The organism is Burkholderia sp. MSMB0856, from assembly GCF_001524645.2.
Taxonomy (GTDB): Bacteria; Pseudomonadota; Gammaproteobacteria; order Burkholderiales; family Burkholderiaceae; genus Burkholderia; species Burkholderia diffusa.
The window spans coordinates 2,784,186-2,801,693 of the sequence record NZ_CP013427.1; the positions used below are offsets into that span (position 1 = coordinate 2,784,186).

A 17,508-nucleotide genomic window follows, 5' to 3' on the forward strand; every position below is an offset into this window, starting at 1 on the left:
ATCAGTGTAGTCAATCGGTGCGGCGTCCACCTGCTGCACGGCAAAAACCGGATATAACGGCGCCGCATGATGACTTAGAATGGCCGGCAATCTGATCGATACCCATTCCATGAAGGCACCCACGGACGACCGCTGGCAGGACCTGCGCCCCGACCCCGAGAACGATACGCCGCTCTACCTGCAGCTCGCCCGCAAGCTCGGCGACGCGATCCACGACAATCGCTGGGCGGCCGGCGAGGCGCTGCCGTCCGAACGCGTGCTGTCCGAAGCGCTCGGCGTGTCGCGCATCACCGCGCGCAAGGCGATCGCGCTGCTTGTCGAGCAGGGCTTGATCCGCCGCACGCAAGGCGCCGGCAACTTCATCCAGCCGCGCTACGAGGATCCGCTGTCGCGGCTGTCGAGCTTCAGCGAGATGCTCGAGCGCCGTGGCTTCAAGCCGAGCTCGCAGTGGCTCGAACGCGAGATTCAGCCGGCGAACCGCGACGAAGTCATCCAGCTCGGCCTGTCGCCGGCCGCGTCGGTTACACGGCTGAAACGCCTGCGTCTCGCCGACGGCATCGTGATGGCCGTCGAGAACTCGACGTTCCCCGCCACGCTGATTCCCGATCCGCAAGCGATCGGCGGTTCGCTGTACAGCTATCTCGAAGCACGCGGCACGCCGATCGTGCGCGCGCTGCAGCATTTCCGCGCGGTCAACGCGACCGACGAGATCGCGCAGCAGATGGGCATCGCACCGCACGACGCGCTGCTGCTGATCACGCGAATCGGCTATACGGCCGACCAGCGCGCGATCGAGCTCACCGATACCTACTGCCGCAACGACTACTACGACTTCGTCGTCGAGCTGCGCAAGTAATGCGCGCGGCGCCGCCGGCGCTCATCGCCAGCGCGCTTCGTCCGTGCCGAGCGGCACGGGCGGCCGCGTGAATCGCGGCGGTGTCGCCGACAGGCGTTCGGCCGGACGCACGGCATCGATCACGCCGAACGGCGAAGCGGTCCGGTCGATCCGGTCGCGCACGTCGTCGAACGTGAAATCCGGTGCATGCAGGCCGTCCGGCACCGTGCCGAACGATTGCAGCCAGCGCCCCGTCTGCGCGAGCGACAGCCGCACGTGCCAGCTCCCTCCTTCCGTCGCACGGCGCGCGAGCGCGATCATCGCGCCGAACGCCGCGAGATAACCCGTCGCATGATCGAGCGCCTGGCACGGCAGATGGCGCGGCCCGTCCGCGTGCGCGGCATGTTGTTCGTGCCAGGCGATACCGCTCGCCGACTGCACGAGGCTGTCGAAGCCGCGCCGCATCGACCACGGCCCCGCATGCCCGTACGCGGATACCGACACGCACACGATGCCGGGCCGCAATTCCGCCAGCGCCTGCGGCGAGAACCCGCGCGCCGCGAGCGCGCCGGGGCGATAGGCCTGCAGGAATACATCGGCGTCGCGTGCAAGCTCACGCAGCGTGGCAACACCGGCCGCCTCGCGCAGGTCGATCCACGTCGAACGCTTGCCGCGCCCGTTGTCGATCACGAGCGATGCGATGTTCGGCAGGTGCGGACCGTTGACGAGCAGCGTCTGCGCACCGTGCGATGCCAGCGTGCGGCCCGCGACCGGCCCCGCGATGATGCGCGTGAGATCGAGCACGCGCACGCCCGCGAGCGGCTGGTCGGGCTCGCCGCGGCCGATCGCCTCGACGGGCGCGTCGCCGATCCGCTCGATCTCGAACAATGGCAGCGACGCGAGCGCGCGTGCCTGGTCGTGCGCCGCCCATTCGTCAGGGGTTCTGATCAATGCCGCGCACAGGCCGGCCTCGGCCAGCGCGGTATCGAGCGCCGCGCCGTCCCACGTGCGGATCGCGGCCGCAACGTCGTCACGCTGCGGACCGCAGCCCAGCACGTCGAGAATCCCGTGCAGGTGATGCGGAAAGTTCGCATGCAGCTGGATCCAGCGTCCGTCGCGCGTGTCGTAGAAGCCCGTCACCGGATGGCGCGGCTCGGGCGGCAGGCCGTCGTCCACGCGCAGGTAGCGTTCGCTCCGGAATGCGACGAGCGCGTCGCGCATCGATACGTCGACGCGCTGCGCGATGCCCGTGCGCAGCCGGTGGCATTCCGCCGCCGCGAGCCCGGCTGCCGCGATCGTCGCCGCGGCGAGCGTGCCGACGTGGAACGTCGACGGCAGCGTCGGGTCCTGCCCCGTCACGGCCGCGCGGGCCAGCGCGCCGGGTTCGCCGTGCGCGAGTTGCCACAAGCGGGTCAATGCGAGTTCGGGTGTCATGGTGGAAACGAACCGTTGAGGAGACGGATTCGAGTCTAGAATTCGCGACGGGCGCGATCAATCTTGATTGCGCGAATCAATGCATAACGAATAGTTGTAGCCGGGCCGCGCTTCATGCGCCCCGACAGGAGCGATCGGCATGACGTCCCTCAGCGCGCCGGAAGCCGCCGGCATCCTCGGTGTCAGCGTGAGCACCCTTTACGCGTATGTGAGCCGCGGCCTGCTGCGCTCGCTGCCCGACGGCGCGAGCAAGCGCCGCCGCTACGACGCGGACGAGGTGCGCCTGCTCGCACGCCGTCGCGCCGACGCGAAACGTGCGGGCGGCGTCGCCGAACGCTCGCTCGACTGGGGCGTGCCCGTACTCGAATCGCGGATCACGCAGATCGCCGACGGCCGCCTGCACTATCGCGGCGCCGATGCGATCGCACTCGCGAACGACGCGACGCTCGAGGAAGCGGCCGCACTGCTGTGGAATTGTCCGCCCGCGCGGCTTGGCGCGACATCGCTCGCGTCGACCGGATTCGACACCGCGCAGTGGGACGACTGGGCTCGCCGCTGGGCACATCTCGCGCCGCTCGAGCGCACGCTGGTGCTGCTCCCCGCCGCGGCCGCGTCGCTGCCGCGCCTGTGGGCGCAGGGGCGCGACGCGCAGTTCGACGCGGCCACGCTGCTGCTGCGCGTGACGACGGCCGCGCTGGCCGGCATCGCGCCGGGCGACACCCCCGTGCATCGGCAGCTCGCCGCGGCATGGCGGCTGCGGCGACGCGACGAAGCCGACCTGCTGCGCCGCGCGCTCGTGCTGTGCGCCGATCATGAACTGAACCCGTCGTCCTTTGCGGTGCGCTGCATCGCGTCGACCGGCACTCACCTGTTCGGTGCGATCGCGGGCGGGCTCGCGGCGCTGTCGGGCCCACGCCACGGCGGCGAGACGTTCCGCGCGGGCGCGCTGCTCGACGAAGCGGCGCGCGCCGCCGACCTCGACCGCTACCTCGCGCTGCGCGTCGCGCACGACGAACGGGCGGACGGTGCACGCACCGCGCTGTCCGGTTTCGCGCACCCGCTCTATCCCGACGGTGACCCGCGCGCCCGCGCGTTGCTCGATGCGCTGCACGCGATGCTGCCCGACCGGACGCCGCTATGCATGGCCCGTGCGATCGCCGCGCGCGTCGAGGCGGCGACCGGCCTGCGACCGTCGATCGATTTCGCGCTCGCGGTGCTGGAACGCACGCTTGCGCTGCCGGACGGCGCCGCGTTCACGCTGTTCGCGGCCGGCCGCACCGCGGGCTGGATCGCACACGCGCTCGAACAATATGCGGACGGCAAGCTGATCCGGCCCCGCGCGCGCTACATCGGCAGCGACGCGGCTGCCTGACCACGGCCGCCGCGCCATGCGGCGGCGAACCGTCGCCACGCGATCGGCGCGGCCTGCGGGGCCGGCGCCACCTGAGGGCCGAACGCGAACACCGCGCCGCCCGCCGCCGCGCTGATCCATACGCGCATGCCGGGCAGCAGCGCCAGCGTCTCGCCGGCGCGCAGCCAGTGATCGTCGGGCCGGCCCTCGATCGTCACCCACAGATCGCCGTCCGCGACCTGCAGCGCGGTGCGATCGACGATCCGCCACCGCGCGGCCGGCTCGTTGCCGTCCATTTCGTAGAGTCGCAGTTCTCGCATGGCCGCCTCCGGGTCGCGTGGGTCGATGACACCAGTATTTCGGACAGCGGCAACATACGGACAGATACGCCTGCAGACACTTTCGGCTGAACTGTACCGGTCGGCTGACGGACGGGCGTCTGGCGCACCCGTTGCTGATCCTGCGTGGAACGGCGGCTTTGCCTACAATGGCGGCTGTCCCGCGCCCTCGGTTCCGTCCCCATGTTCCAACGCCCGCCCGCCGCCGCTCCCGGCGAAAAGAACCTCACCGTGATGCTCTGGCTCGTTGCGACGGGCTTCTTCATGCAGACGCTCGATGCGACGATCGTCAACACGGCGCTGCCGTCGATGGCCGCGAGCCTCGGCGAATCGCCGTTGCGGATGCAGTCGGTCGTGATCGCATACTCGCTGACGATGGCGGTGATGATTCCCGTCTCGGGCTGGCTCGCCGACACGTTCGGCACGCGGCGCGTGTTCTTCAGCGCGATCCTGGTGTTCTCGCTCGGTTCGTTGCTGTGCGCGAACGCGCATACGCTGTCGCAGCTCGTCGTGTTCCGCGTCGTGCAGGGGGTGGGCGGCGCGATGCTGTTGCCGGTCGGGCGGCTCGCCGTGCTGCGCACGTTCCCGGCCGAACGCTACCTGGCCGCGCTGTCGTTCGTCGCGGTCCCCGGGCTGATCGGTCCTCTGATCGGGCCAACGCTCGGCGGCTGGCTCGTGAAGATCGCGTCGTGGCACTGGATCTTCCTGATCAACGTGCCGGTCGGCATCGCCGGCTGCGTCGCGACCTTCTACTCGATGCCCGACGCGCGCAACCCGGCCGTCGGCCGCTTCGACCTGAAGGGCTATCTGCTGCTGACGATCGGGATGGTCGCGATCTCGCTGTCGCTCGACGGGCTCGCCGATCTCGGCATGCAGCACGCGGCCGTGCTCGTGCTGCTGATCCTGAGCCTCGCGTGCTTCGTCGCGTACGGGCTGTACGCGGTGCGCGCGCCGCAGCCGATCTTCTCGCTCGAACTGTTCAAGATCCACACGTTCAGCGTCGGCCTGCTCGGCAACCTGTTCGCGCGGATCGGCAGCGGCGCGATGCCGTACCTGATCCCGCTGCTGCTGCAGGTGAGCCTCGGTTATTCGGCATTCGAGGCCGGGCTGATGATGCTGCCGGTCGCGGCGGCCGGGATGTTCTCGAAGCGGATCATCACGCGGCTGATCACGCAGCACGGCTACCGCAAGGTACTGCTCGTGAACACGATCATGGTCGGCGTGATGATGGCGAGCTTCGCCCTGATGCGCGACACGGTGCCCGTGTGGGTGAAGGTCGTCCATCTCGCGCTGTTCGGCGGTTTCAACTCGATGCAGTTCACCGCGATGAACACGCTGACGCTGAAGGATCTCGGCACCGGCGGCGCGAGCAGCGGCAACAGCCTGTTCTCGCTCGTGCAGATGCTGTCGATGAGCCTCGGCGTCACGGTCGCGGGCGCGCTGCTCGCCACCTTCACCGGAATGCTGCGCACGGTGACGCCGAGCAACACGCTGCCGGCGTTCCACGCGACCTTCATCTGCGTCGGGATCATCACGGCCGCGTCGGCGTGGATCTTCGCGCAGCTAGCACCCGAGATCCGCGCCCGCGCGCAGCACAAGACCGATCCGTCCGAGCGCGCGTGACGCACGACGCGCGCCGTGCCGGGAAACCCCACGACGGCGCGCCGCGCACCATGTCGGTGCAACATGGCTGCGCAGCGCGGCGCCCGGCGACCGCGACGGGGCGTCCGCACGGGGCCCGATGCCGTGCATGCTTCTTGCTCGCCTATTCTGTAGGTAAACTGGCAGTCTTCCTTCGGCCGACATCATGAGCATGATCGACATCGATCCACCCGGCTTTCAGCCGCCCCGCCCCGTCGCCGGCGACGACGGCAAGCGGCGCACCGTGCTGTACGGTGCGTACACCGTGTTCAGCGTGTTCCAGCCCGTTTTCTCGGTGTCGCACCGCCGCGCGATCGGCTACCACGCGTCGCTGCGCGCGCACGACGAGGACAGCCGCCAAGTCGCGTCGCACGAGGTGTTCACGCAGGCGGCGCGGCGCGGCGACCTGCTCGAGCTCGGCCGGCTCGCCGAATCGCTGCATCTCGGCAACTTCCACGCGTTCGACAGTCACGACGAATGGCTCTTCCTGAGCCTGCATCCGGCCGCGCTGATGGACACCGTCTACGGCGACGCGCTGCTCGCGAACCTGAAGGCGCTCGGCCTGCCGCCGCATCGCGTGGTGCTCGAAGTGCCCGAGCAGGCGGGCGGCGAGACGCCGCGCTATGCGGCGATCGTCGACGGCCTGCGCAAGGCCGGCTTCCTGATCGCGCTCGGCGGCTTCGGCGCGAAACATTCGAACATCGACCGCGTGTGGCACCTGCATCCCGACATCGTCACGCTCGACCGCGGGATCCTCGCCCAAGCGAGCGAACACTCGCATCTCGAGCGCGTGCTGCCGGGGCTCGTGTCGCTGCTGCACGAATCCGGCCAGCTCGTGCTGATGGGCGGGCTCTCGACCGAGCGCGACGCGCTGATCGCGCTCGAATGCGATGTCGATTTCGTGCAAGGGCAGTACTTCGCGGGGCCGAGCGTCGACCCCGTGCAGCCGCAGGCCGCCGCGGGCTGCATGGATACGCTGTCGGCCGCGTTGCGGCTGCGCGTCGCGCAACGCGAGCGCACGCAGGCCGAACGCCTCGCGCCGTATGTCGCCGCGCTGGAGGAAGCGAGCCGGAAGCTCGTCGCGGGCGAATCGCTGATCGACGCCGCCGGCGCCGTGCTCGGATTGCCGGAAACCGCGCGCTGCTTCCTGCTCGACGCATCGGGCCGCCAGATCGGCGACAACGTGCTCGCGCGCGGCAGCGTATCGCAGCGGGCGAAACGCTTCCGGCCGCTGCTGCATTCGGAAGGCGCGAGCTGGGAGCGCCGCCCCTACTTCATCCACGCGATGCGCGCGCCGGGCCGCGTGCATCTGACGCCGCCGTACCTGTCGATCAACGAAGCGCACCTGTGCGTGACTGCGTCGATCGCCGCGCCGGCCGCGACCGGCATGCAGGTGCTGTGCGTCGACATCAACTGGGAAGCGGCGCTCAACCGCGAATGAGTTCGCGCGCCGCGCTCATGCGGCGCCATCGATGGCGTCGTCCCGGCGCGCGATCAGCCGATGCACGCGCTTGCCGGACGACGCGCTGACCACCTCGTGCTCGTCGATCACGTGCATGCCGGGGCCGAGCGCCGCGTGCATGCGCGCCGAATCGAGCGGCGTGTACAAGCGGCCGCGCTCGTCGCGCAACGCGCCGTTGCCGGCCACCCGCCAGCTCAGGTACAACGTGCCGCCGGGCATCAGCAGCGCGGCCAGCCGCGCGGCCGCCGCGGCGGCATCGGCCTGCTCGAGATGCATGACGACCGTCTCGCACAACACGTTTCGAAACGCGCCGGACGGCACGCCCGCGAGCGCCGGCAGCGCGGCCAGTTCGAACGTCAGCGACGGGTGACGCAAGCGTGCCTCGGCGAGCAGCGCCGCGCTCGCATCGTAGCCGCGCGCGTCGAATCCTTGCGACGCGAGCCACGCAGTGTCGCGCCCCGCGCCGCAGCCGACGTCGGCGGTCGGTCCCGGCGAGAAATACTGCTCGAGCAGCGCATACATGTCGTCGGGGGCGGCCTGGTCGAGCCAGTCCTGCGCGTATTGCGCGGCATGGGCTTCGTAGGCATCGAGAGTCGGGCGATCCACCATGGCGATTGCTCCGCGTACGCGTCCTGTCGTGCGACGCATCCCGCATCTTAGCCGTTGCGCATCGCGCGTGGTGCGGCGCGGGGTCCTATGCGGCGAGCACGAGCCGCGCGGCGGCCGTGGCGGCCGGATCGGTCGAGCATGCGCCGAACTCGCAGACCGGCGCGGCCGGCGTGTCAGACGTGCGAGTGCACGCCGCCGTGAACCGGGCCCGCGCGCCGCTCGACTTCGCGGCGCACGTCGCCGCGCAGACCCGCGAAGAACGCGACTTCGGCGACGACGAACAGCGGCCCGACCATCAGGCCGACCAGGTCGTCGACGAAGGCGGGCTTGCGCCCCTCGAACCAGTGCCCGACGAACTGCACGATCCAGCCGACCACGAACGCGCCGACGCCGATCCCGAGCCATTGCGCGGTCGGCAGCACCGCGAGCGTCTGCGCGGCCCACAGGCCGAGCGCGAACAGCGCGGTCATCACCAAGCCGAAGCGCAGGTCGAGACGCAGGTAGAACACCGCGAACGCCACCGCGAGCAGCAGCGCCGGCGACAGCGCGACGCCCGCCAGCACGCCGATCGCCGGCCGTGACAGCAGCACCTCGACCGCGAACACGATCATCGGAATGCCGACCAGATGCGTCGCGATGTTGCGCGCGTCGCGATGGTAGGCCGCATATTGAGAAAGATGATCCTCGAGCGTCTTCATGGTGTCTCCTGAACGATCATTGGGCGCTATGATGCGCGTCACGCCCGACAACCTCTGTCAGCTACCCGACATCGCGTGTCCATGCCCTCGCCGCTCGCCCCGTACCTGCCGCAGCTCGAAGCGCACCCGTGGTTCGCCGCGCTGCCGCCCGCGTTGCGCGAGGCGTTGCTCGCCCGCGCCGCGTTGCGGCACTTGCCGGCCGGCCAGACGCTGTTCCGCCGCGGCGACCCGCCGTGCGGGCTGTATGCGGTGCTGGCCGGTTCCCTCACCATAGGCGCGGTCGATCCGCAGGGCAAGGAAGCGCTGCTGACGGTCGCCGAACCCGTCACATGGTTCGGCGAGATCGCGCTGTTCGACGGCCAGCCGCGCACGCACGACGCGATCGCGCTCGACGACACGCTGCTGCTGCACGTCCCGCAGGCCGCGCTGCTCGCGATGCTCGACGCGACGCCGCAATACTGGCGGCAGCTCGCGCTGTTGATGGCGCAAAAGCTCCGGCTGAGCTTCCTGACCGTCGAATCGATGAGCGTGATGCCGGCCGCGCAGCGGCTTGCCGCGCGGCTGCTGATGATCGCCGACGGCTACGGCGGAATCAGCGCCGGCCGCACGCGCATCCGGCTGTCGCAGGAAAAGCTCGCGGCGATGCTGTCGCTCACGCGGCAGACCACCAACCAGCTGCTGAAGGCGCTGCAGGCCGACGGCATCGTGCGGCTGCATGTCGGCGAAATCGAACTCGTCGACGTCGACGCGCTGCGCCGCGCGAGCGGCCTGTCCGACGGTACGCACTGACCGCACCCCGACGACGCCGCACAATCACCGCCACGCCGCATTCCCGCCGTCATCGCATTGCGCTATCGTGGCGGCTCGTTCGCCCTCCCCGCATCCGCTCTTGAACACGTCCACCGTCACCACTCCGTCCCGCCATGCGTGGCCCGTATTCGTCGCGTTCCTGCGGCTCGGCCTCACGTCGTTCGGCGGCCCCGTCGCGCATCTCGGCTACTTCCGCGACGCGTTCGTCACGCGGCGCGGCTGGCTGACCGAGCGCGCCTATGCGGATCTCGTCGGCCTGTGCCAGTTCCTGCCGGGGCCGGCGAGCAGCCAGGTCGGGATGGCGATCGGCCTGTCGCGCGCGGGCTATGCGGGGATGTTCGCCGCATGGCTCGGCTTCACGCTGCCGTCCGCGCTGCTGATGATGCTGTTCGCGCTCGGCGTCCACGCGACGGGCATGCCGGTCGCGGCAGGCGCGCTGCACGGGTTGCGCATCGTGTCGGTCGCGGTGATTGCGCAGGCGGTGTGGGGCATGGCGCGCACGCTGTGCCCGGATGCGCGCCGCGTCACGCTGATGGCGATTGCGGCCTGCATCGCGCTGCTTGTGCCGGCCGCGTGGGTGCAGGTGGTCGTGATCGTCGCGGCAGGCGCCGCCGGTCTCATGCTGTTGCCGCAGCCCGAGCGCGGCGCCCACGATCCGTTGCCGCTGCACGTGTCGCACCGCGCGGGCGTGCTGTGGCTCGTACTGTTCGCCGCGCTGATCGTCGTGCTGCCGGTCGCGGCGAGCGCGCTCCACTCGAACACGCTCGCCGTCGTCGACGCATTCTTCCGCACCGGCGCGCTGGTGTTCGGCGGCGGCCACGTGGTGCTGCCGCTGCTGCAAGCGGCCGTCGTCGCGCCGGGCTGGGTTGGCGAGTCGGCATTCCTGGCCGGCTATGGCGTCGCGCAGGCCGTGCCGGGGCCGCTCTTCACGTTCTCGGCCTTCCTCGGTGCATCGCTGCGCGACGCGCCGAACGGCTGGCTCGGCGGGACGATCGCGCTGATGTCGATCTTCGCGCCGTCGTTCCTGCTCGTCGCGGGCACGGCGCCGTTCTGGGAACGCCTGCGCCGCAGCACGCACATGCAGGCCGCGCTCGCGGGCGTGAACGCGGCGGTCGTCGGGCTGCTGCTCGCCGCGCTCTATCACCCGGTGTGGAGCGACACGATCGTGTCGCCGCGCGACTTCGCGGCCGCGCTCGTCGCGTTCGTCGCGCTCGTGTTCTGGCGCGTGCCGCCGTGGGCCGTCGTGATCGCGAGCGCGGCGCTCGGCTGGTTGTCGGGGATGATCGTTTGATCGGGCGAATGCCGCGCGTCGACTCACGCCCGCCGAAAGCAAAAAAGCCCTCGTGACGAGGGCTTTTTTTGGGGGGTGTGCCGCGCGCCGCGGAGGCGCGCAGGATGCCCGTGTTCCATGACAATATAGTTCGGAACATTCCGCAATAAAGTTTGCGACGCGATCCCCACGCGGAATTGCAAAAATCACGACATTTCATACAGTTTTCAATATGCTATAACTAGCCTTGCATAAGTAAATTGATATATTGGTAAATCCGCCCGATTATTAAGCGTAGATCGAAGCCGTTGTGAAAGGTTGATTCTGAACTTTATTGTTCATAGAAGTCATGGACTCAGTTTCGTGACGGCACGTGTCCGTGCGAGCAAAGAAGCGTGCCATCACCTGGTGAACCCGTCTGGGGACTACCTCACTGATTCTTGGAATACTGGTCAGATTTCCGCCGGAGGCGCTCACGAGACTCGATGTATCTCCTGCAAGACAGAACACATAATCGTAGCGACGGACTCGAGCGCGGGTCGGGAGCTACGCCTTTGCGAAGGATACGCGGTACCCAGATTTGGCCGCCGGGTGAAGGCAGCGATCTCGCGACAATAAAGACCGACTTGGCGGAACGGCCGGAATGTCGGATCGAGACGAACGGGCCGGCGACGATCTATTCCGTTTACACGATGCACTCCCCCGACTTGCAGTAGCGAGCGCCGCCCGCTTTAAGGAGTCAGAGACAACTAGCTTTCACATCCATACACATGGCAGTCGCGTCCTCGATCATCTGATCGCGTATGACCTTGGCTTGGGATTTCTTGCCGGCAACACGTTGCCGAATCTCCGTGATCTCTGCGCTTATCGCGCTAGCCTGTCGAGCTTTTTCGGATTCCGAGGCGGCTGTGTCGATGACAGAGTACAGTGCCAATATCTTGCCAACCCCGGCCACCATGCAACCGCCGCCGAGCGTCTCGAGGCACGCGCCTAGTCCAATGGTGGCCAAAGCGTTCCCAGTGATGGCCGTGCCAAGGCCGAGCCAGTTCTTGGAATCCTGTTGCTTTTTGAACTGGGCCTCGAGTGCGTCGAGTTGCTCGGCCACATCCGCACCATCGATCTCCCCTGTATCAGGTGTCGCCAAGATCTGTCGAGACAGCTCGTCTCGCCTCTCTTCCAGGAGCCGACAGCTAATTGTCGCTCCGCCGGTAGAAAAACCCTTGTCCTTCACGTTGAACGTGGACATACAGGATTGTGGAATGTCCTGCGCGTGAGCGCCGAATGATACGGTTCCGACCACGAGCGTACAGATGAGGCAAACAAAAACTCGCATGGAAACCCCCTATGATTGAAACAGCGTCAGTTGGAATCGACAGAATTGCGTGCGGCTTTCTGTGCCTCCGTTAGGAGCTGCTCCGCGAGAACCAGGTTCTCCCGCGTCCGCAGCATTGCCAACGTTCTTCCCGCATCGATGAGATGGTCCTTCGCGCAGTTATACAACCGCGCTTTGTCCGTAACGGAGCGCGCCGTCGCCGCCTCGGTATTGCAGTAGCCTGCAGCTTCACGGTAGAGGCCGACCGCGACCATCAGGTCCGTTCCCACCATTGCTCCGCGTTCCTGCACCCAAATGCTGGCCTTCAGGCCGAGTGTCTTGGCCAGCGTGATCACCGTGTCCGGTTTCCGGGGCGGCGCTTCCTTGTCAAAGTTGGCCTTGCTAACATCAAGGGCCTTTTTCACGTCCGCCGTTGCGGTAGTGAATTCGCCTAGTGCGATGTATGTGGCGGCAATCTCGTTGAGCATGTCTCCTCGAGATGGGTCAAGACCGCTAGCAAAGGAAACAATCGTTAAATAGTCCCGGCGTACGTCATTTGTCTCTCCCTTGTAGAAGGTCTTAGCATGCTCGAACAAGACATCCGCGATGCCGGACTTAACGTTGGCATCCTGGATAAAGAGAGGGTCCATTACCTCGCGAGAGACGATCTCGCCCGCCGATCGCCGTTTCTTCAGCAGCTCTGTTAGCAGCCGCAGACGTTGGTCATTGTTGACAACGACGGTGACCTTGTACGAGCCGGAACTACATTGAGGCGGACGGTTGCGGCATTGACCTCGGTCGATCGGAGTGTTGCCGTCGTATCGGTCTGCTACTACGGCGCGAAGTTCGGCCGCGGCCGAAAAGGCGTCGATCGACATTCCAGCATCCGGGACTTTGATGACAAAATCGTAGACGCCATCGGCAGCCACGGGCAGATGCCTAACCCCTGAATTTGCGTACCACTGCGCCTGATAGACTTGTTCCGGGGCAGAGAATGCCTCGACCGGCTCCAGGCTCAGGAGCAACGGCAGGCGGTTAACTCCCACCAGGTTGGACGATTCTCGGTCAACGTAGTGACAGCTCAAGCCGAACCAGCTACATTCACGGTCCTGCCAGTATCGATGATTCGCGTCGATCTGCCCCTCTACAATAATATGTACGCGTTGGCCCGGATAGAACTTGTTCGTGGCCGCGAAAACGTCCTCGAAAGACGTTCGATCGGGCAACACCTGCCCCGAAAGCTGAGCTCGCGCATCGATCGATTGACATGCGGCCAAGGCAATCAAGACGAACATTAACTTTCTCATGATCGTCCTCCTTGGCACAGCACCTGATATTTGTCTCGGATGTCCTTGGGTACCTCTGAGTCATTGGTCGGAGACAAAGGATCGAACGAACTCTTGCGTCTGCCTGTCGGGGGCGCATGATAGGCGGCGTACCAGGACGCCGCGATAGTTCGAATATCCTGCATCGGCTTGCAAACCTTGACGACTCGGGTTTCCAGACATGACTGGATCCTTTCGAGACTCTTCTTGCGTTCCTCCGGAAGAAGGCCGAGTGCATCGTGTTCGAGTGAATTCTCAAGCCGGCCGAATGCCGTAGTAAACGAAGTGCGCATGGCCGGCGGAATCGGGATGCTGGGCGCGTCTTGAGCGACTCCCGCTTGTCCTGCGCACGAAGGGGAGACCTTTGACACGAGCCTATAGTCGAAGATCTCGAAGGGCAAAGACGGATCTGTCGCGCGAATGCTGCTCAGGTACTTTTCCTCGGACACGATGTTCGAGGCGTCGTGATAGAAGTAGGCTATCTTCATCTCGATGTCATCGAGACTAGTGTTTTGCGTGATGTTTTCCAGAGTGAGCTCGTAGAGCGCGTACAGCCCGTAACCTTCGAAGTCACGCAACGACGGGTAATTGATGACAGTGAATTGCCCATCGAAGCGTGTGCGCAAGGCATTCACGTCGAAGTCTTCGGGGAGATTGAAGCCCGCTGACTGCCTCGGAAGCAGCGCTTCACGCTGAAATATGATGCCGCCGTCGCTGTCCTCAGCAGCTCGCGGTATCTGCGACATGCCAGAGTGCCTCAAGGAGATCTGGTTCAGTACCTGCGAATTTGCGCCGGTCCGCCCCGCCAGCCGTAGGTCGACGATGCGAACGTTTTCGTACGGCAACGGCACGATCCTGTCACTTGGAAGGATGGCGAAACGCATCACGAAGCGGCCGTTGGGGTTGCGTTGCCATTCTTTGAAGCGGTGCCACTCCTCGGCACTGACCAAAGTGTCTTTCAAGCTGATTTTGCCCGTGGCGGCTATCTGGCCCAGCGTGCCATCTCCTGGCTTGCATCCGTGTTGGAGGCAGACCTGCTTGGCCAGCGCCAACATCTGACGCCAGTGGATTCTCAATGTATCAGGATCGCCCCGCGTGCTCTCGCGCTCGCGATTCAGCCAATCGAACAAATGGATGTCGGAATCGAGCGCATACCGCACGTTTTGCGGATCGGCCTGAATCTCCGACGCGATCGCGCCGCGCGAGCTGAGGCCTGTATTCCACATCGCAAAGGAACGATCGAATAGATCAAACTCTTCGCGGAGGCGCTCCGACAGATAATATGTAAGTCCGCGACGCACACCGAGCGCCAGATGCGTCTTGGCGCCGTCGTTCGATCGTCGGTCCATTTCGGCTCGGTAGACGCCGAGTTGTCGCTCCGCCGAATCGCGAAGTATTTCGGCACGATGTCGTTCAACGTCGGCCAAGGCGTACTGGAAATAGGCCTCGGTGACGAGGTCGTACAGTTGCTCCTGCTCCGCCATGATCCGCAGGCTTTGGTCCGCCAACCGGTTCATCTCGGCGGCATTGGCATCCATCTTTGCGAAGGCCTGTGCCATGTTGACTGCCACGCCAGCACCTGGCACTGCATAATTCAAGGCGGCCATGGCTGCGGTATTCGCCTCCGGAGACAGCCCCGTGGAATTTCCGCTCTGCGTCGGGGAGATCGCGGGCACCGCCAGCCGAGGCGCTGCCTCCTTTCGCTGAAGGACGTCTTCGACGACGAGCCCCCCCAAGGTTTGGTGTACGAGCATCTCGTGTGCTCTCTGGGTAGCCTCTTTTGACATGCCCGATGTCAATAGCGCCCAAGTCTGCTCCTGCTCCTTGGGATCGGTTATCTTGCGCAGTGCGTTTTCGACGGATGTACCGAGCATTTCCGATGGGTACTGCTCCAGCGCGAGGCGTCGCAATTGAGGCACCTTGACCAGTTCTTCATAGAGCGCAGGAAGGTTCTCCAATCCGGTCGTCGTGTTCTCGAAGGATGCGGCCGTGAATAGCGTCTTGATCGCAATTGTCGCAGGCTTGCCGCGTATGGTATAGGTGATAAGCCTGCCTTGTACCTTACCTCGAGGAAGTGCGGAAAGGCCTTCCTCGGCCAGCTTGGTTATGGCGCCATCCACCGTCGGCTCGCCCATCGCCCGAGCTACATCGATGCGCCGCGGCCCAGGGATCATCGCGAACACGTCCGACGCACAGATGCGCACGAAGTGTTCAACGAAGATCCGGTAATCCGACTCGGACAGATCCACGTTCGCAATGCCCTTGTAAACGGTCTGGAATTTGATCTTCAGCTTGTCGATGTCCTCGTTCTTGACTATCTGCTTTGCGATCGTGTCCAGGTCTATTCGGATATCGTTGAGTGGAATGCGCTCGAGAGCCAGCGTTTCAATCTTGTCGCGCAGAGTTGTTGCGTCTTGTACCGCCAGTTCGAGGTGTTGATAGGACTCCATAAGGCCAGCTGTCGGTACCGATTGCATGACCCAGGCTGTCAATTGCTTGCGTTGCGCGTCGGGAAGCTTGCTCCACAGGGAGGTGCCGGCACCGACGAGGCTATCGAAAGTCGGCCTCTGGATGACGTCAGCTACTTGCTTCAAACTGTTGCCCGTGTTGCGAAGGGCTTGGTAGTTCTCAGATGCGGTAATATAAAAGTCCTGCAGCTCCTGTGCGCTCGCGCTGACGTGGGCGACAGCTTTGCTAATTTCGGAATTCGGATCACCGAGTTGCGCGGTCGCCTCCTGCAATAGTGCGGCCTTTACGTCCTTTGACACGACGGCAGTAGCGACTGCCGGCGGAACGCCGGTGCCAGCCGCGACCGCCTGGACCAGCAGCGACGATGCTGTGGCTGAAAGCTGCCTTTGTTCGTCCGCGAGTTGATTGCTACGCGCTTCTACGGCGAGCCTCTGACCGGTGAGGCTACGGACACGGTCTTCCCATGTTCCCAATTGGCTTCGCTGCTGCCGTGCTCCAATGGCTCCTTTTTCCTGGGCAAGAGTCTGATCCTCGATCTTTCCCTGTAGTTCGATCGTCATGCCCTGCAATCGCGCTTGCTCGGCGGCATCCAGGCCGCCCTTTGCAAGTAGGTCATCGATCTCGTTGACATCCGTTTCGAGTTGCCCCTGGAGATCTTGCAAGACAAGCAAATGCTGCTGCGGCGTACTGGGCCTGTCCGTGCGGTAACCGCTCCAGAAGTCGTTGCCCAAACGAAGGTTAAGGAGGCGGTATTCGACATCCACGTGCAGCAACTTCTTGACCGATTTTTGCGTATCCGTGAGTTTCTCGTCGGGCGCTTCGTAGTCGAGGGTGGCTATCGTGTCCTTGTAGGCAGTTTCGGCACGCGTGCGGTCGTCTCGCAGGTAGTGTTCGTCTGCAAGGGCCTTTTGTATGGTAGCCTTTTCGACCGCTAGGCCCGCATAGCCGACCGTGTCGTCCTTCAAATACTTGCTGAAATCGATCGCCGGTGACTCTGGAACTGCGCTCGATGCCGGTATCGGCGCGGCAGCACCGGCCCCGCTGGATGCGGCATCAGGGGCGCTCGCGCCTGTGGCAGGCGGAGGGACTGGGTCACTTGCCACAAGAGTTGAGGCGGGCACCGCCTGCTGTGCTGACGCATCGGTGGCAAAGCTCGGAAAGCATGACGCTGCGAAAGCGCCCAATACAAGGACAGCTGTTGACTTCCTCATACCCTTCCCCGTTCGTTGCTTGATGATCGTTGTATGCAACGGCCCATCACCGGCGCAGCCGGACATCGATGGATTTCGTAGGGCGTGGTTACGGCCCTCGCTCTAACGCGAGATACGACACGACCGCAGCCCTCTAAGAAGCAATTGCCTTGCGTTATTCGTTCGATTTCAATTCGGGCAGCGGTGCCACAAGAAACAGCATATCGCCAGTAGAAGGCCTTCTCAAGGCGCAATCCGCAGTGTCTAGCTAGGTGCAAACCCTATATCCCTAGCGATTGCTCGTGTGGAATAGAGAAAGTTTGGCTTAATTCTAGGAAGCGTCTATCGCACTGCTATTCCGCATCCAGACATCGGACTTCACCTGTGCATCAAAGAAAAAATGACTTTTGTTGGAAGACGACGCACACTTGCTTTCCCGGTTTGGATCATGCGGGCAAGTGCGCGAAGATCCCCTGACGCTCGGGAAAGCGACTCGCGAATCCGAGACGAAGCAAGTCTGCTGCAGTCAGCGTAATTCGACGCGATATCGTGGTACAAGCAAGTAACCGGAGGTACGATCACACGTACAACTCGCGACGAACACCGCAATACTGCTCCCAGGTGTCTGACCAACGCAGAGCGCGAGTGAAATCGAGCATCCTTTGCCCGAGTAGATCAGCCTCAGCCTTATCGATGGCAGACGCGAGAATGAAAGTCGGTTCCAGCATAGACACGCGCCGTAGCTCGTTCACCATGCGTTCACG

At 64.9% G+C, this 17,508-nt stretch carries 13 protein-coding genes; 6 read left to right on the forward strand and 7 right to left on the reverse strand.

Annotated features, from left to right (window positions below):
* Positions 1-109 precede the first annotated feature (109 nt).
* Positions 110-856, forward strand: a complete 747-nt coding sequence (locus tag WS87_RS14240; RefSeq protein WP_059528318.1) for a GntR family transcriptional regulator — start codon at positions 110-112, stop codon at positions 854-856.
* 21 nt (positions 857-877) lie between these two features.
* On the opposite strand, the gene WS87_RS14245 is transcribed toward WS87_RS14240, so the two are convergent.
* Positions 878-2,269, reverse strand: coding sequence for a CoA transferase (locus WS87_RS14245; protein ID WP_059820854.1), 1,392 nt, complete (start codon positions 2,267-2,269; stop codon positions 878-880).
* Between the two features lie 139 nt (positions 2,270-2,408).
* Between WS87_RS14245 and WS87_RS14250 the strand changes: the two genes are divergently transcribed.
* The gene (locus WS87_RS14250) at positions 2,409-3,641 is read left to right on the forward strand and encodes a citrate/2-methylcitrate synthase (protein ID WP_059820855.1); all 1,233 of its coding nucleotides are present in this window, start codon (positions 2,409-2,411) and stop codon (positions 3,639-3,641) included.
* On the opposite strand, the gene WS87_RS14255 is transcribed toward WS87_RS14250, so the two are convergent.
* Positions 3,614-3,940, reverse strand: coding sequence for a DUF2917 domain-containing protein (locus WS87_RS14255; RefSeq protein WP_059820856.1), 327 nt, complete (start codon positions 3,938-3,940; stop codon positions 3,614-3,616). The two genes, WS87_RS14250 and WS87_RS14255, sit on opposite strands and share 28 nt — an antisense overlap.
* A 201-nt stretch (positions 3,941-4,141) precedes the next feature.
* Between WS87_RS14255 and mdtD the strand changes: the two genes are divergently transcribed.
* Both mdtD and WS87_RS14270 read left to right on the forward strand, forming a co-directional pair.
* The gene (gene mdtD, locus WS87_RS14265) at positions 4,142-5,581 is read left to right on the forward strand and encodes a multidrug transporter subunit MdtD (RefSeq protein ID WP_059690565.1); all 1,440 of its coding nucleotides are present in this window, start codon (positions 4,142-4,144) and stop codon (positions 5,579-5,581) included.
* 184 nt (positions 5,582-5,765) lie between these two features.
* Positions 5,766-7,040 (forward strand): EAL domain-containing protein, encoded by a 1,275-nt coding sequence (locus WS87_RS14270; RefSeq protein WP_059527773.1) that lies wholly within the window; start codon positions 5,766-5,768, stop codon positions 7,038-7,040.
* Between the two features lie 15 nt (positions 7,041-7,055).
* Here the strand turns inward: WS87_RS14270 and WS87_RS14275 are convergent, their stop codons facing one another.
* On the reverse strand, positions 7,056-7,670 hold the full coding sequence (locus WS87_RS14275; protein ID WP_059820857.1) for a class I SAM-dependent methyltransferase: 615 nt from the start codon (positions 7,668-7,670) through the stop codon (positions 7,056-7,058).
* A gap of 173 nt (positions 7,671-7,843) precedes the next feature.
* Positions 7,844-8,368 (reverse strand): Mpo1 family 2-hydroxy fatty acid dioxygenase, encoded by a 525-nt coding sequence (locus WS87_RS14280; protein WP_059820858.1) that lies wholly within the window; start codon positions 8,366-8,368, stop codon positions 7,844-7,846.
* A gap of 81 nt (positions 8,369-8,449) precedes the next feature.
* Here WS87_RS14280 and WS87_RS14285 point away from each other — a divergent pair, with 81 nt between their 5' ends.
* Both WS87_RS14285 and chrA read left to right on the forward strand, forming a co-directional pair.
* Positions 8,450-9,157: a Crp/Fnr family transcriptional regulator gene (locus WS87_RS14285; protein ID WP_059820859.1), complete on the forward strand. Its 708-nt coding sequence runs from the start codon at positions 8,450-8,452 to the stop codon at positions 9,155-9,157.
* A 100-nt stretch (positions 9,158-9,257) separates the two neighbouring features.
* Positions 9,258-10,469 carry a chromate efflux transporter gene (gene chrA, locus WS87_RS14290; protein ID WP_059820860.1) on the forward strand — a complete coding sequence of 404 codons (1,212 nt, stop codon included), beginning with the start codon at positions 9,258-9,260 and terminating at the stop codon, positions 10,467-10,469.
* Positions 10,470-11,187: 718 nt separating this feature from the next.
* Here the strand turns inward: chrA and WS87_RS14295 are convergent.
* The 3 genes from WS87_RS14295 to WS87_RS14305 form a co-directional block, all read right to left on the reverse strand.
* Positions 11,188-11,694, reverse strand: a complete 507-nt coding sequence (locus tag WS87_RS14295) for a hypothetical protein (RefSeq protein ID WP_059820861.1) — start codon at positions 11,692-11,694, stop codon at positions 11,188-11,190.
* A gap of 113 nt (positions 11,695-11,807) precedes the next feature.
* Positions 11,808-13,067, reverse strand: coding sequence for a hypothetical protein (locus WS87_RS14300; RefSeq protein WP_059820862.1), 1,260 nt, complete (start codon positions 13,065-13,067; stop codon positions 11,808-11,810).
* Entirely contained in the window at positions 13,064-16,831 is a 3,768-nt protein-coding gene (locus WS87_RS14305; protein ID WP_159085685.1) for a hypothetical protein, read from the reverse strand. The genes WS87_RS14300 and WS87_RS14305 overlap by 4 nt, the downstream gene beginning before the upstream one ends.
* Positions 16,832-17,508 lie beyond the last annotated feature (677 nt).